This window comes from Rubrivivax gelatinosus (genome assembly GCF_016583785.1).
GTDB lineage: Bacteria > Pseudomonadota > Gammaproteobacteria > Burkholderiales > Burkholderiaceae_C > Rubrivivax > Rubrivivax gelatinosus_B.
On the sequence record NZ_NRRU01000001.1, the window covers coordinates 81,302 to 93,706 of the forward strand.

Sequence of the window (12,405 nt, forward strand, 5' to 3'; positions counted from 1 at the left end):
CTCGATTCTTTTGCTTGACGTGCCGGCCATAACGCCGGCATAATCCATGGCTTCGCCGAAAGGGCGGCTTTTCTCAGGTGCCGACAGGTGCCAACGGGCAAAAGCAGTCCATTCGGATCAGCCCAGATCTACCCAGACCACGGGCCCAAGACTGACCAGCAAGACCCGAACGATCGGGTGGCGCGGGGAGAAGTTGGGGTACGAACAATGATCCAAATGCAATCGCGGCTCGACGTGGCCGATAACACGGGTGCCAAGTCCGTCATGTGCATCAAGGTGCTCGGCGGGTCCAAGCGGCGCTATGCCGGCATCGGCGACGTCATCAAGGTCAGCATCAAGGAAGCCGCACCCCGCGGGCGTGTGAAGAAGGGCGAGGTCTACTCGGCCGTCGTCGTTCGCACCGCCAAGGGCGTGCGTCGCCAAGATGGCTCCCTGATCAAGTTCGACGGCAATGCCGCCGTGCTGCTGAATGCCAAGCTGGAGCCGATCGGCACCCGCATCTTCGGGCCGGTCACGCGCGAGCTGCGCAGCGAGCGCTTCATGAAGATCGTGTCGCTGGCGCCGGAAGTGCTCTGACGCGGCCGACAGATTCGAGGTTCGACACTCATGAACAAGATTCGTAAAGGCGACCAGGTCATCGTGCTGACCGGCCGTGACAAGGGCAAGCGCGGCACCGTGACCCAGCGCGTCGACGAGGATCATCTGATCGTCGAAGGCGTGAACATGGTCAAGAAGCATGTGAAGCCGAACCCGATGAAGGGCACGACCGGCGGTGTTGTCGACAAGACGATGCCGATCCATCAGTCCAACATCGCCATCTTCAACGCCGCCACCGGCAAGGCTGACCGCGTCGGCATCAAGATCGACGGCGACAAGAAGACCCGCGTCTTCAAGTCCAGCGGCGAAGAGATCAAGGCGTAAGCACCATGGCAAAGACTCAAGCTACGGCGACCTCGCGCCTGCAGGCGCTCTACCGCGAGCAGATCGTTCCCGAGCTGATGACCAAGTTCGGCTTCACCTCGGTGATGCAGGTTCCGCGTCTCGAGAAGATCACGCTGAACATGGGCGTGAGCGAAGCGGTCGCGGACAAGAAGGTGATGGACCACGCCGTCGGCGACCTCACCAAGATCTCCGGCCAGAAGCCGGTCGTGACCAAGAGCCGCAAGGCCATCGCGGGCTTCAAGATCCGCGAGAACGTGCCTATCGGCTGCATGGTCACGCTGCGCGGCGTGCGCATGTACGAATTCCTGGACCGTTTCGTCACGGTTGCGCTGCCGCGTGTTCGCGACTTCCGCGGCATTTCCGGCCGTGCGTTTGACGGCCGCGGCAACTACAACATCGGCGTCAAGGAACAGATCATCTTCCCCGAGATCGAGTACGACAAGATCGACGCGATCCGCGGGCTGAACATCAGCATCACGACCAGCGCGAAGAGCGACGACGAGTGCAAGGCACTGCTCGCCGCGTTCAAGTTCCCGTTCAAGAACTGAAGGCAAGCCATGGCCAAAACGTCCCTCAAGCAGCGCGAGGAAAAGCGCGAGAAGCTGGTCGCCAAGTACGCCAAGAAGTACGCCGAGCTGAAGGCCATCATCGACGATGCGCAACGTTCTGACGAGGAGCGCTACGTCGCCCGCCTCGAACTCCAGAAGCTGCCGCGCAACGCGAACCCGACCCGTCTGCGCAATCGTTGCGCCCTGACCGGTCGTCCGCGCGGCACGTTCCGCATGTTCGGCCTGGGCCGCAACAAGATCCGCGAGCTCGCCTTCAAGGGCGACATCCCCGGCATGGTCAAGGCCAGCTGGTGACCCCGGGAAGCCGCGAAGGAGATTTGTTATGAGCATGAGTGATCCCATCGCCGACATGCTGACCCGCATTCGCAACGCCCAAAGCGTTGAGAAGGCCGTGGTCACGATGCCGTCGTCGAAGCTCAAGGTCGCGATCGCCCAAGTCCTGAAGGACGAAGGCTACATTGACGGCTTTGTCATCCGTGGCGAAGGCGGCAAGAGCGAACTCGAGATCTCGCTGAAGTACTACGCCGGTCGCCCGGTCATCGAGCGCATCGAACGCGTCAGCCGCCCCGGCCTGCGCATCTACAAGGGCCGCGACGCGATCCCTCAGGTCATGAATGGCCTGGGTGTTGCGATCGTCACGACCCCCAAGGGTGTGATGACCGACCGCAAGGCTCGCCAGACCGGTGTCGGTGGCGAAGTGCTTTGCTACGTGGCCTAAACCAAGGACGAACGACATGTCCCGCGTAGGAAAGATGCCGGTCGCCGTCCCGCAAGGCGTGGACGTCGCGATCTCGGCCGAAAAAATCACCGTCAAGGGCAGCAACGGCACGCTTGTGCGTGACCTGAACCCGCTCGTGACGATCACGAACGAAGCCGGCAAGCTGAGCTTTGTGCCCGCCAACGACAGCACCGAAGCCGACGCGATGAGCGGCACGATGCGCGCGCTGGTGGCCAACATGGTCAACGGCGTCGGCAAGGGCTTCGAGAAGAAGCTGAACCTGGTCGGCGTCGGTTTCCGTGCTCAGGCACAGGGCCAGAAGCTGAACCTGCAGATCGGTTTCTCGCATCCGGTCGTCAAGGAGATGCCCGAAGGCATCAAGGTGGCGACTCCGACCCAGACCGAAATCGTCATCTCCGGTGCCGATCGTCAGCGCGTCGGCCAGATCGCCTCGGAGGTTCGCGCCTTCCGTCCGCCCGAGCCGTACAAGGGCAAGGGCATCCGCTATGCGGACGAGCGCGTGATCCTCAAAGAGACGAAGAAGAAGTAAGGAGCGCACCATGATGACGAAGAAGGAACAGCGCCTGCGTCGTTCGCGCCAGACCCGCCTGCGCATTGCGCAGCAAGGCGTGGCCCGGCTGAGCGTCTTCCGCTCCAACCTGCACATCTACGCCAGCGTGTTTTCCGAGGACGGCAGCAAGGTCCTGGCGAGCGCGTCGACGGCCGAGAAGGAAGTCCGCGAGCAGCTGGCCAAGGGCAGCAATGCCGAGGCCGCCGCGCTGATCGGCAAGCGCATCGCCGAGAAGGCCAAGGCTGCCGGCGTCGAGAAGGTCGCGTTCGACCGCGCGGGCTTCGCCTACCACGGCCGCGTCAAGGCGCTGGCCGAAGCGGCTCGCGAAGCCGGCCTGCAGTTCTGACGGGCGCAAAGGAAGACTCGAAATGGCAAAGTTCACTCCCCGCCAGCAGACCGAAGGCAATGACGACGGTCTGAAGGAAAAGATGATCGCGGTCAACCGCGTCACGAAGGTCGTCAAGGGTGGCCGCACGCTGAGCTTCGCGGCGCTGACCGTGGTCGGTGACGGCGATGGCCGCATCGGCATGGGCAAGGGCAAGGCCAAGGAAGTGCCGGTCGCCGTGCAGAAGGCCATGGAAGCGGCTCGCCGCAACATGGTCAAGGTCGCGCTGAAGAACGGCACGATCCACCACAAGGTCGACGGCGAACACGGTGCGGCCAAGGTCCTGATGGCCCCGGCCAAGCCCGGTGACGGCATCATCGCCGGCGGCCCGATGCGCGCCGTCTTCGAAGTGATGGGCGTGACCGACATCGTCGCCAAGAGCCACGGCTCGACGAACCCGTACAACATGGTGCGCGCGACGCTGAACGCGCTGAAGCGCTCCACCACGCCGGCCGAAGTGGCCGCCAAGCGTGGCAAGTCGGTCGAAGACCTCTTCAACTGACACCGCGCCGGAGAAGCCTCATGTCCGACAAGAAGACCCTCAAGGTCAAGCTGGTCCGCAGCGTCGCCGGTACGCGCGAGTCGCATCGCGCCACCGTCCGCGGCCTGGGCCTGCGCAAGCTCAACAGCGAACGCGTGCTTGAAGACACGGCCGCGGTGCGCGGCATGATCAACAAGGTCTCGTACCTGGTGAAGGTGCTGTAATGCAGATCAACAACCTCAAGCCCGCCGAGGGCAGCAAGAAGGCGCGTCGCCGCGTCGGCCGCGGCATCGGTTCGGGGCTGGGCAAGACCGCGGGCCGTGGCCACAAGGGCCAGAAGTCCCGCGCCGGCGGCTTCCACAAGGTCGGCTTCGAAGGCGGCCAGATGCCGCTGCAGCGTCGCCTGCCCAAGCGTGGCTTCAAGTCCCAGCAGCTGAAGTACAACGGCGAGATCACGCTGGGCGAACTCGAGGCGCTGGGCGTCGACGAGGTCGACCTGCTGTCGCTGAAGGCTGCCGGCCTGGTGCGCCAGATCGTCAAGCACGTCAAGGTCGTCAAGAGCGGCGAGCTCACCCGCAAGGTGACGCTCAAGGGCATCGGCGCGACCGCCGGCGCCAAGGCTGCGATCGAGGCCGTCGGCGGCACGTTCGCCTGAGGGACACCTAGCCCGTGGCAACCTCCGCTAACCAGCTGGCCAAAAGTGGGAAGTTCGGCGACTTGCGTCGCCGGGTGATCTTCCTGCTGCTGGCCCTGGTGGTCTACCGCATCGGTGCGCACATTCCCGTGCCCGGTATCGATCCGAACCAGCTGCAGCAGCTGTTCAAGGGTCAGGGCGGCGGCATCCTGAACCTGTTCAACATGTTCAGCGGCGGCGCACTGTCGCGCTTCACCGTCTTCGCGCTGGGCATCATGCCCTACATCTCGGCGTCGATCATCATGCAGTTGATGACCTACGTCGTGCCCTCGCTCGAGGCGCTGAAGAAGGAAGGCGAGTCCGGTCGACGCAAGATCACGCAGTACACGCGCTACGGCACGCTGTTCCTGGCGATCTTCCAGAGCCTGGGCATCGCCCTGGCGCTCGAAGGTTCGCAGGGCCTGGTGCTGTCGCCCGGCTTCGGCTTCCGCATGACGGCGGTCGTCAGCCTGGTGGCCGGCACGATGTTCCTGATGTGGCTGGGCGAGCAGATCACCGAACGCGGCCTGGGCAACGGCATCTCGATCCTGATCTTCGCCGGCATCGTCGCCGGTCTGCCGAGCGCCATCGGCGGCCTGTTCGAACTGGTTCGCACCGGTGCCATGAGCATCATCGCCAGCCTGTTCATCACGGCAGTCGTGATCGGTGTGACCTACGTCGTCGTGTTCGTCGAACGCGGCCAGCGCAAGATCCTGGTGAACTACGCCAAGCGCCAGGTCGGCAACAAGGTCTATGGTGGCCAGTCGTCGCACCTGCCGCTGAAGCTGAACATGTCGGGCGTGATCCCGCCGATCTTCGCGTCGTCGATCATCCTGCTGCCTGCCACCATCGTCGGCTGGTTCGCCACCGGTGAAGGCATGCGCTGGCTGAAGGACATCTCGAGCGCGCTGTCGCCGGGGCAGCCGATCTACGTCCTGCTGTACGCCAGCATGATCGTGTTCTTCTGCTTCTTCTACACGGCGCTCGTGTTCAACAGCCGCGAGACCGCCGACAACCTGAAGAAGAGTGGCGCGTTCATTCCGGGCATTCGTCCGGGCGAACAGACGGCCAAGTACATCGACCGTATCCTGTCGCGTCTGACGCTGGCCGGCGCGGTGTACATCACGGCTGTGTGTCTGCTGCCCGAGTTCCTGGTCCTGAAGTACAACGTTCCGTTCTACTTTGGTGGCACGTCTCTGCTGATCATCGTGGTTGTGACGATGGATTTCTGGGCCCAGGTTCAGAGCTATGTCATGAGCCAGCAGTACGAGAGCCTGCTCAAGAAGGCGAACTTCAAGGCGGGCTGATGCGAGATGGCCAAGGACGACGTCATTCAGATGCAGGGGGAGATCCTTGAAAACCTCCCCAATGCCACCTTCCGGGTCAAGCTGGAAAACGGGCACGTGGTGCTCGGGCACATCTCCGGAAAGATGCGGATGCACTACATCCGCATCCTTCCGGGTGACAAGGTGACCGTCGAGCTCACCCCCTACGATTTGAGTCGCGCGCGGATCGTGTTCCGCGCCAAGTAAGGTCAAGGAGAAGACCATGAAAGTCGCAGCTTCGGTCAAGAAGATGTGCCGCAATTGCAAGATCATCCGACGCAAGGGCGTCGTGCGCGTGATCTGCACCGACCCGCGCCACAAGCAGCGTCAAGGCTGATAGTCAGAGGAAGAACATGGCACGTATCGCCGGCATCAACATCCCGCCGCATAAGCATGCGGAAATCGGCCTGACCTCGATCTACGGCGTCGGCCGTACGACGGCGCAGAAGATCTGCGACGCAGCGGGCATCCCGTACTCGAAGAAGGTCAAGGACCTGAACGATGGCGAGCTCGAGAAGATCCGCGAGGAGATCGGCCGCCTGACGATCGAGGGCGACCTGCGCCGCGAGCTGTCGATCAACATCAAGCGTCTGATGGACCTCGGCTGCTACCGCGGCTTCCGTCACCGCCGCGGCCTGCCGGTGCGCGGCCAGCGCACCCGCACCAATGCCCGCACCCGCAAGGGTCCGCGCAAGGGTGCCGCTGCGCTGAAGAAGTAAGCCGCCGCCTCGCACGAGACAGGAAGATCCACACATGGCCAAGTCACCCGTCAACAACGCCGCGCGCCGCGTCAGCAAGAAGATCCGCAAGAACATTGCGGACGGCATTGCCCACGTGCACGCGTCGTTCAACAACACCATCATCACGATCACCGACCGCCAAGGCGGCGCGTTGGCGTGGGCCTCGAGCGGCGGTCAAGGCTTCAAGGGCTCGCGCAAGAGCACGCCGTTCGCCGCGCAGGTCGCTGCCGAGAACGCCGGTCGTGCCGCGCAGGAACAGGGCATCAAGAACCTGGACGTGCGCATCAAGGGCCCGGGCCCGGGCCGTGAGTCCAGCGTTCGTGCGCTGGCCTCGCTCGGCATCCGCATCACGTCGATCAGCGACGTGACGCCGATCCCGCACAACGGCTGCCGCCCGCAGAAGCGTCGTCGCATCTGAGCGGTGAACGCCGGCAGGTTGTTCCTGCCGGTGATAGAATTCGCGGTTTCCCGTAAGCCGGCGGCACGGACAAGTGCGCGCCGGCTGTTTTCCTCAAGGCAAGCAGCCTTGCAACCCAAGCCCACCGTCCGCACCTCATGCACGACTCCGGTCGTCGGTGCAGGACTTGCGCGGGGCTCCGCCGTCTGACGGCTGGGTCCGCCGCGTCAGCATAAGACAAGGACAAAGCAAGTGGCACGTTATCTCGGCCCGAAGGCCAAACTCTCCCGCCGTGAAGGCACCGACCTGTTCCTGAAGAGCGCTCGCCGCTCGATCGGGGACAAGGCCAAGTTCGACAGCAAGCCTGGCCAACACGGCCGCACCAGCGGCTCGCGCACCTCCGACTACGGCGTCCAACTGCGCGAAAAGCAGAAGGTCAAGCGCATGTACGGCGTGCTCGAGCGCCAGTTCCGCCGCTATTTCGCCGAAGCCGAGCGCCGCAAGGGCAATACCGGCTCGACGCTGCTGGCGCTGCTGGAATCGCGCCTGGACAACGTCGTCTACCGCATGGGCTTCGGCTCGACCCGTGCCGAATCGCGTCAGCTGGTGTCGCACAAGGCGATCACGGTCAACGGCCAGGTCGTCAACATCCCGTCGTTCGTGGTCAAGGCCGGTGACGTCGTCGCGGTGCGCGAGAAGTCGAAGAACCAGCTGCGCGTCCAGGACTCCCTGAAGCTCGCGCAGAGCGTTGGCCTTTGCGACTGGGTGCAGGTCGACGCCACCAAGATGGAAGGCGTGTTCAAGAAGGTCCCGGACCGCGACCAGTTCGGCGCCGAGATCAAGGAAGCGCTGATCGTCGAACTCTACAGCCGCTAAAGCCCCCGCGGCCGGCACCTGCCGGCCGTCGCGCTTGCGGCCGTTCCCAATACCGGGCGTTTCGCCTGCCGGGCGCGAAGCGGCTCCAGGACAAAGCCCGGCGGTCCATCAGCCTTATCGGTGTAACGAGCCGAGGGTATTGACAGGAAACCAAACACTCCATGCAAACCACTCTTCTGAAGCCCAAGGCCATCCACGTCGAGCCGCTCGGCGGTTACCGCGCCAAGGCGGTGCTCGAACCGTTCGAGCGTGGCTTCGGCCACACGCTGGGCAACGCGCTGCGGCGCGTGCTGCTGTCGTCGATGGTGGGCTATGCGCCGACGGAGGTCACGATCGCCGGCGTGCTGCACGAGTACTCCGCGATCGACGGCGTGCAGGAAGACGTCGTCCACATCATGCTCAACCTGAAGGGCGTGGTGTTCCGTCTGCACAACCGCGATGAAGTCACGCTGGTGCTGCGCAAGGAAGGCGAAGGCGCGGTCACCGCGGCCGACATCCAGACCCCGCACGACGTCGAGATCATCAACCCGGATCACGTGATCGCGCACCTGTCGCAAGGCGGCAAGCTCGACATGCAGATCAAGGTCGAGAAGGGCCGCGGCTACGTGCCGGGCAACCTGCGCCGCTACGGCGACGAGCCGACCAAGGCCATCGGCCGCATCGTGCTCGACGCTTCGTTCTCGCCGGTGCGCCGCGTCAGCTACGCGGTCGAAAACGCCCGCGTCGAGCAGCGTACCGACCTCGACAAGCTGGTGATGGAGATCGAGACCAACGGCGCCATCACGCCGGAAGAAGCGATCCGCCAGTCGGCCAAGATCCTCGTCGAGCAGCTCGCCGTGTTCGCGCAGCTCGAAGGCCAGGTCAGCGACATCTTCGAGCCGCAGCCGCAGCGCACGCCGAACTTCGACCCGATCCTGCTGCGTCCGGTCGACGAGCTCGAGCTGACGGTGCGTTCGGCCAACTGCCTGAAGGCCGAGAACATCTACTACATCGGCGACCTGATCCAGCGCACCGAGACCGAGCTGCTGAAGACCCCGAACCTGGGTCGCAAGTCGCTCAACGAGATCAAGGAAGTGCTGGCCTCGCGCGGCCTGACGCTGGGCGCGCGCCTGGAAAACTGGCCGCCGCAAGGTCTCGACAAGCGTTGAGATCGACGGGCCGTGAGCGGCCCGTTGCCGTCATACCGCTGCGGCTCCCGTACGGGAGCCGCGGTGTCGATAGGGGCCCAGTGCCCCGGTCCCGCCCCGGTACCTGATACGGCCGGGGTCTGATAACCAAAGGAACGCGCCATGCGCCACCGCCACGGACTCCGCAAACTCAACCGCACCAGCAGCCATCGCCTGGCGATGCTGCGCAACATGGCCAACTCGCTGATCCGCCATGAAGCGATCAAGACGACCGTGCCCAAGGCCAAGGAACTGCGCGCCGTCGTCGAGCCGCTGATCACGCTGGGCAAGACCCCGACGCTGGCCAACCGCCGCCTCGCCTTCGACCGCACGCGTGACCGCGAAGTCGTGACCAAGCTCTTCAACGAACTGGGCCCGCGCTACGCCGCGCGTCCGGGCGGCTACACCCGCATCCTGAAGATGGGCTTCCGCGTCGGCGACAACGCGCCGATGGCTTTCGTCGAACTGGTCGATCGTCCGGAAGTGGCTGAAGAGACCACGACCGAAGCGGCCGAATAAGGCTGCATGCACGGCGGGCGGCCTTCGGGTTGCCCGCGGTGTCCAGCAGCGCCGCGCAACGCGGCGTTGCGCCGGCCCCCAGCCGGCCGCGGGTGGTGCTCATGCCCTCGCACGCGTGCCTCGCGGCAGCATCCAGCGCTGCTTCCACCTCCCGGCAAAACCGTCACGTTTGTTCTCCGTCTAGGTGTAGCTCAGCCAGCCGGTGAGAATGCGTCGCAACCGCAACTCTATCCATCATGGCTAACCTGAGCGGAGCAGCTGACCGGCTCGACCTGCGTGCATCCGGTGACGGTGCGGCGGCGTGTTGGCGGACGCTGGTCGCTGCCGTCTCGGCGCGGCTGCGGCGCCCGGCGCGCGTGTTCGTGGTGCTGGCGCTGCTGATGCTGGCGATCGTGCTGCCGGTCGTCCTGCCGCAACCGCAGGCCGAGTTGCGCTTGTTCTCGGACGGCTGGGGCGCGGCGAGCTTCATGGCCGGCGAGGTCTGCTCGCCGGACGACGCCGGCGGCCTGGCTGCGCCGGACGCGGTGCTACCCAAACCCGCCGCCCGGGCAGACGCCGGCGACCGTGCGCTGCTCGTGCTGCGCTACCTGGCCTGGGGACTGATGGTTCCGGTGCTGTTGCCCGCGCTGGCCTTGCAGCGGCGCGTGCGCGAGCAGCAAGCGCTGCTGCTCGTCGCCACCCTGTACGGCCTCGCCCCGGCCTGGTTCCAATCGACGCTGAATCCCGGCTTCGTTGCCCTGCGTCAGGCGCTGGCCGAGTTCTGGCTTGCGCGCTGGCCGATGCAGCCCAGCGACTTCGCCTGGCTGGATGGCCTGAGCTTCGCCGCCTGGATGACTGCCGGCGCCGCGATCGGCGCAGCAGTGTGTGCCGTGCTGACGGCAGCCGGGCGCCTCGCCGGCTGTGACCGGCGGGCGTTGGCGCGCAGCCTGCTGCCGCTGGCCGGCGTGCTGCTCGTTCTGGGCCTGACCCAGCCGACGGCGCTGTACCTGCGCGGTGAAGGCCTTGCACTCGACTGGCTGCCGTCAGCGCGGGCCGCTCTGCTGGCTGCGGGCTTGTGCTGGACGTCCTGGCTCGGCGCGCGTGTCATCGGCGCGGCGCCGCGGGCCGGTTGGCCGGGTCGTGCCGCAGCGTTCGCGCTCTGGCTGCTGCCGGTGGCGCTGGCCTGCCTGCACGTGTGGGCGATGTACTTCCACTGGGTCAGCCGCTACAGCGTCTGAGGCTCAACCCGGGGCCAATAAGACGAGCGCGATGCAATACTGGCGCGCTGCACCGAAACCGTGTTATAGTCACTTTCTCAGTCGCGGGGTGGAGCAGTCTGGTAGCTCGTTGGGCTCATAACCCAAAGGTCGCAGGTTCAAATCCTGCCCCCGCAACCATTACCAGAAGCAGAGCCGGCCAGCGCCACACGCTGGGCCGGCTCTTCCATTTGGGCCCAGTCGCCCGCGTCATCACGGCGCAGTAGCACTGGCCCGACGATCTCCGCCAGCAGCTCGCGCGTCCGCTCCCGGTCGGACTCGCGCTCGAGCGCGGCCTGCAGGTCCAGCAGCCGGCGCCGGTAGGCGGCCAGCGCCATCGAAGCGGCCCGCTCCACGTCGATCGTTTCCGGCGGCGGCGCCTGTAGCTGCGCCAGCTCGGCCTCCGCGGCCGCCAGGCGGGCCTTCAGCGCTTCGCTCAACCCGATCTGAGCCACAGCATCCACCAGGTGCGAGATCTCGCCCTCGAGTTCGGCCTGGCGCGCCGCCGATGCCTTCCCGGCGCGTGAGGCCTGGGCTGTCGCGGCGCGCAGGCCTGCGCGGACGCTGGCCTGGAGCTGCGCCAGCATCTCCGGGGCGAGCAGCTGCTCGCGGACGAGCCCAAGAAGTGCCTGGTCTACGTCGCGCCGTCGAAAGGCGTCGCGGTTCGCGCAGACGGCCGGCCCGCGGTCCTGGTGGACGTTGCAGCCGTACCGCCGCGCGTCGATCGCAGTCATCGGCCCGCCGCAGCAAGAGCACCGCAGCAGCCCGGCGAAGAGCGTGCGCATCTTTGCCCCCTTGCCCTGCACTCCGAAGCGGCGGTCACGGGCGCGGACGGAAGCCCACAGGTCGGCCGGCACGATGCGTAGCTCGGGAACGTCTCGCACCTGCCACTCTTCGCGCGGCCGCTCGACGTAGCGGCGCTTCCCACTGTCCGGATCCTTCAGCCACTGGCGGCGGTTCCAGATCAGCCGGCCGGCGTACAGCTGGTTGTTGAGCAGGCCCGCGCCGCGGGCGCGGTCGCCGACGAGTGCCGACACCGCCCAGGTGCCGCCGCGCGGGCTCGGGATACCAGCGGCGTTGAGCCGGTGGCAGATGGCGCGGGCGCTGTCGCCGGCGGCGTAGGCTTCAAAAATATCCCTCACGACCGAAGCCTCGGCCTCGTCAACGACCAGGCGCCGGCCGTCGGCGCCGTCGACGGGCTCCGATCGGTAGCCGAAGCAGACGCCGCCGACGTGGAACCCGCGGTCGAACTGCCCCGCCAGGCCGCGGTGCGTCTTCTCGCGCAGGTCGTCCAGGTACAGCTCGTTGACCAAGCCGCGGGCGATGCGCATCACCTTGCGGCCGCGTGCCTCGCTGTCGTAGCCATCGGCGGTGCCGACGATGCGGATACCTCGGTGCTCGAGTCGCTTGACGATGCTCTCCTGCTCACCGACCTCCCGAGATAGGCGGTCGAGGCCTTCGAGCACCAGGACATCAAAGCGGCTGGCCAGCGCTGCCGCCAGCAGGGCCTTGCCGCCTGGCCGCAGCGCCACCGGCGTCGAACCCGAGATCTCCTCGTCTCCCCACTCGCCGGCCAAGTGCCAGCCCTCCCGGGCGATCAGCGTGCGCCCGGCGCGCAGCTGGTCATCAATCGACGTTTCGCGCTGGCGGTCGCTGCTGTACCGCGCGTAGAGCACCGCGCGCAGGGGTTGGTTGGTGGCCATCTGGGGCGTTCATCGAAACGGGGGAGGAGGCCAGTAGCTCGCGCACGATGTCCGCGGCCAGCATCTCAACGAGCTGGCGCGTGGCGGCGTGGCGGGCTACTGGAT

The 12,405-nt window shown here is 65.9% G+C and carries 20 protein-coding genes and 1 tRNA gene; 20 read left to right on the forward strand and 1 reads right to left on the reverse strand.

The annotated features are described in order from the left end of the window. Positions 1-207: 207 nt before the first annotated feature. The 20 genes from rplN (at position 208) to CKO43_RS00545 (ending at position 10,738) form a co-directional block, all read left to right on the forward strand. A complete protein-coding gene (gene rplN, locus CKO43_RS00450) occupies positions 208-576 on the forward strand; it encodes a 50S ribosomal protein L14 (RefSeq protein WP_009855669.1) in 369 nt (122 codons plus the stop codon). 30 nt (positions 577-606) lie between these two features. Beyond that, a complete protein-coding gene (gene rplX, locus CKO43_RS00455) occupies positions 607-921 on the forward strand; it encodes a 50S ribosomal protein L24 (RefSeq protein ID WP_200225855.1) in 315 nt (104 codons plus the stop codon). Positions 922-926: 5 nt separating this feature from the next. Continuing rightward, on the forward strand, positions 927-1,490 hold the full coding sequence (gene rplE / locus CKO43_RS00460; protein ID WP_200225857.1) for a 50S ribosomal protein L5: 564 nt from the start codon (positions 927-929) through the stop codon (positions 1,488-1,490). A gap of 9 nt (positions 1,491-1,499) precedes the next feature. Next, positions 1,500-1,805: a 30S ribosomal protein S14 gene (gene rpsN, locus CKO43_RS00465; protein WP_200225859.1), complete on the forward strand. Its 306-nt coding sequence runs from the start codon at positions 1,500-1,502 to the stop codon at positions 1,803-1,805. Between the two features lie 28 nt (positions 1,806-1,833). Continuing rightward, complete coding sequence (gene rpsH, locus CKO43_RS00470; protein ID WP_200225861.1) at positions 1,834-2,229, forward strand: 30S ribosomal protein S8; 396 nt, start codon at positions 1,834-1,836, stop codon at positions 2,227-2,229. Positions 2,230-2,245: 16 nt separating this feature from the next. Continuing rightward, on the forward strand, positions 2,246-2,779 hold the full coding sequence (gene rplF, locus CKO43_RS00475; protein ID WP_200225864.1) for a 50S ribosomal protein L6: 534 nt from the start codon (positions 2,246-2,248) through the stop codon (positions 2,777-2,779). Positions 2,780-2,789: 10 nt separating this feature from the next. After that, positions 2,790-3,146, forward strand: a complete 357-nt coding sequence (gene rplR / locus CKO43_RS00480; protein ID WP_200225866.1) for a 50S ribosomal protein L18 — start codon at positions 2,790-2,792, stop codon at positions 3,144-3,146. Between the two features lie 22 nt (positions 3,147-3,168). Further along, positions 3,169-3,687: a 30S ribosomal protein S5 gene (rpsE, locus tag CKO43_RS00485; RefSeq protein ID WP_200225869.1), complete on the forward strand. Its 519-nt coding sequence runs from the start codon at positions 3,169-3,171 to the stop codon at positions 3,685-3,687. A 20-nt stretch (positions 3,688-3,707) separates the two neighbouring features. Further along, the gene (rpmD, locus tag CKO43_RS00490) at positions 3,708-3,890 is read left to right on the forward strand and encodes a 50S ribosomal protein L30 (RefSeq protein WP_200225871.1); all 183 of its coding nucleotides are present in this window, start codon (positions 3,708-3,710) and stop codon (positions 3,888-3,890) included. Next, positions 3,890-4,321 carry a 50S ribosomal protein L15 gene (gene rplO, locus CKO43_RS00495; protein ID WP_200225873.1) on the forward strand — a complete coding sequence of 144 codons (432 nt, stop codon included), beginning with the start codon at positions 3,890-3,892 and terminating at the stop codon, positions 4,319-4,321. Before rpmD ends, rplO begins: the two co-directional genes overlap by 1 nt. Before the next feature lie 14 nt (positions 4,322-4,335). Further along, positions 4,336-5,646: a preprotein translocase subunit SecY gene (secY, locus tag CKO43_RS00500; RefSeq protein WP_200225876.1), complete on the forward strand. Its 1,311-nt coding sequence runs from the start codon at positions 4,336-4,338 to the stop codon at positions 5,644-5,646. A 6-nt stretch (positions 5,647-5,652) separates the two neighbouring features. Continuing rightward, entirely contained in the window at positions 5,653-5,871 is a 219-nt protein-coding gene (gene infA / locus CKO43_RS00505; RefSeq protein WP_009855680.1) for a translation initiation factor IF-1, read from the forward strand. Between the two features lie 16 nt (positions 5,872-5,887). Next, a complete protein-coding gene (rpmJ, locus tag CKO43_RS00510) occupies positions 5,888-6,001 on the forward strand; it encodes a 50S ribosomal protein L36 (RefSeq protein ID WP_009548427.1) in 114 nt (37 codons plus the stop codon). 16 nt (positions 6,002-6,017) lie between these two features. Further along, on the forward strand, positions 6,018-6,383 hold the full coding sequence (rpsM, locus tag CKO43_RS00515; protein ID WP_200225878.1) for a 30S ribosomal protein S13: 366 nt from the start codon (positions 6,018-6,020) through the stop codon (positions 6,381-6,383). A 34-nt stretch (positions 6,384-6,417) separates the two neighbouring features. Then, positions 6,418-6,822, forward strand: coding sequence for a 30S ribosomal protein S11 (gene rpsK / locus CKO43_RS00520; protein WP_200225881.1), 405 nt, complete (start codon positions 6,418-6,420; stop codon positions 6,820-6,822). Between the two features lie 231 nt (positions 6,823-7,053). Further along, positions 7,054-7,677, forward strand: coding sequence for a 30S ribosomal protein S4 (gene rpsD, locus CKO43_RS00525; protein WP_200225883.1), 624 nt, complete (start codon positions 7,054-7,056; stop codon positions 7,675-7,677). 161 nt (positions 7,678-7,838) lie between these two features. Next, positions 7,839-8,825: a DNA-directed RNA polymerase subunit alpha gene (locus tag CKO43_RS00530; RefSeq protein ID WP_200225885.1), complete on the forward strand. Its 987-nt coding sequence runs from the start codon at positions 7,839-7,841 to the stop codon at positions 8,823-8,825. Positions 8,826-8,966: 141 nt separating this feature from the next. Further along, complete coding sequence (gene rplQ / locus CKO43_RS00535; protein ID WP_200225888.1) at positions 8,967-9,362, forward strand: 50S ribosomal protein L17; 396 nt, start codon at positions 8,967-8,969, stop codon at positions 9,360-9,362. 236 nt (positions 9,363-9,598) lie between these two features. Further along, complete coding sequence (locus CKO43_RS00540; RefSeq protein ID WP_242481010.1) at positions 9,599-10,579, forward strand: hypothetical protein; 981 nt, start codon at positions 9,599-9,601, stop codon at positions 10,577-10,579. 82 nt (positions 10,580-10,661) lie between these two features. Continuing rightward, positions 10,662-10,738 (forward strand) — tRNA-Met (locus tag CKO43_RS00545). On the opposite strand, the gene CKO43_RS00550 is transcribed toward CKO43_RS00545, so the two are convergent. Next, a complete protein-coding gene (locus CKO43_RS00550; RefSeq protein WP_200377483.1) occupies positions 10,717-12,300 on the reverse strand; it encodes a recombinase family protein in 1,584 nt (527 codons plus the stop codon). The two genes, CKO43_RS00545 and CKO43_RS00550, sit on opposite strands and share 22 nt — an antisense overlap. Positions 12,301-12,405: the final 105 nt, after the last annotated feature.

Coding starts and splice junctions, on each gene's coding strand:
- CKO43_RS00550 (WP_200377483.1), bottom strand. CDS start 12,300: ATGGCCACCAACCAACCCCTGCGCGCGGTGCTCTACGCGCGGTACAGC.
- rpsK (WP_200225881.1), top strand. CDS start 6,418: ATGGCCAAGTCACCCGTCAACAACGCCGCGCGCCGCGTCAGCAAGAAG.
- rplR (WP_200225866.1), top strand. CDS start 2,790: ATGATGACGAAGAAGGAACAGCGCCTGCGTCGTTCGCGCCAGACCCGC.
- rpsE (WP_200225869.1), top strand. CDS start 3,169: ATGGCAAAGTTCACTCCCCGCCAGCAGACCGAAGGCAATGACGACGGT.
- rpsH (WP_200225861.1), top strand. CDS start 1,834: ATGAGCATGAGTGATCCCATCGCCGACATGCTGACCCGCATTCGCAAC.
- rplX (WP_200225855.1), top strand. CDS start 607: ATGAACAAGATTCGTAAAGGCGACCAGGTCATCGTGCTGACCGGCCGT.
- rplE (WP_200225857.1), top strand. CDS start 927: ATGGCAAAGACTCAAGCTACGGCGACCTCGCGCCTGCAGGCGCTCTAC.
- infA (WP_009855680.1), top strand. CDS start 5,653: ATGGCCAAGGACGACGTCATTCAGATGCAGGGGGAGATCCTTGAAAAC.
- rpmD (WP_200225871.1), top strand. CDS start 3,708: ATGTCCGACAAGAAGACCCTCAAGGTCAAGCTGGTCCGCAGCGTCGCC.
- CKO43_RS00530 (WP_200225885.1), top strand. CDS start 7,839: ATGCAAACCACTCTTCTGAAGCCCAAGGCCATCCACGTCGAGCCGCTC.
- CKO43_RS00540 (WP_242481010.1), top strand. CDS start 9,599: ATGGCTAACCTGAGCGGAGCAGCTGACCGGCTCGACCTGCGTGCATCC.
- rpmJ (WP_009548427.1), top strand. CDS start 5,888: ATGAAAGTCGCAGCTTCGGTCAAGAAGATGTGCCGCAATTGCAAGATC.
- rpsN (WP_200225859.1), top strand. CDS start 1,500: ATGGCCAAAACGTCCCTCAAGCAGCGCGAGGAAAAGCGCGAGAAGCTG.
- rplQ (WP_200225888.1), top strand. CDS start 8,967: ATGCGCCACCGCCACGGACTCCGCAAACTCAACCGCACCAGCAGCCAT.
- rpsM (WP_200225878.1), top strand. CDS start 6,018: ATGGCACGTATCGCCGGCATCAACATCCCGCCGCATAAGCATGCGGAA.
- rplO (WP_200225873.1), top strand. CDS start 3,890: ATGCAGATCAACAACCTCAAGCCCGCCGAGGGCAGCAAGAAGGCGCGT.
- rplF (WP_200225864.1), top strand. CDS start 2,246: ATGTCCCGCGTAGGAAAGATGCCGGTCGCCGTCCCGCAAGGCGTGGAC.
- rplN (WP_009855669.1), top strand. CDS start 208: ATGATCCAAATGCAATCGCGGCTCGACGTGGCCGATAACACGGGTGCC.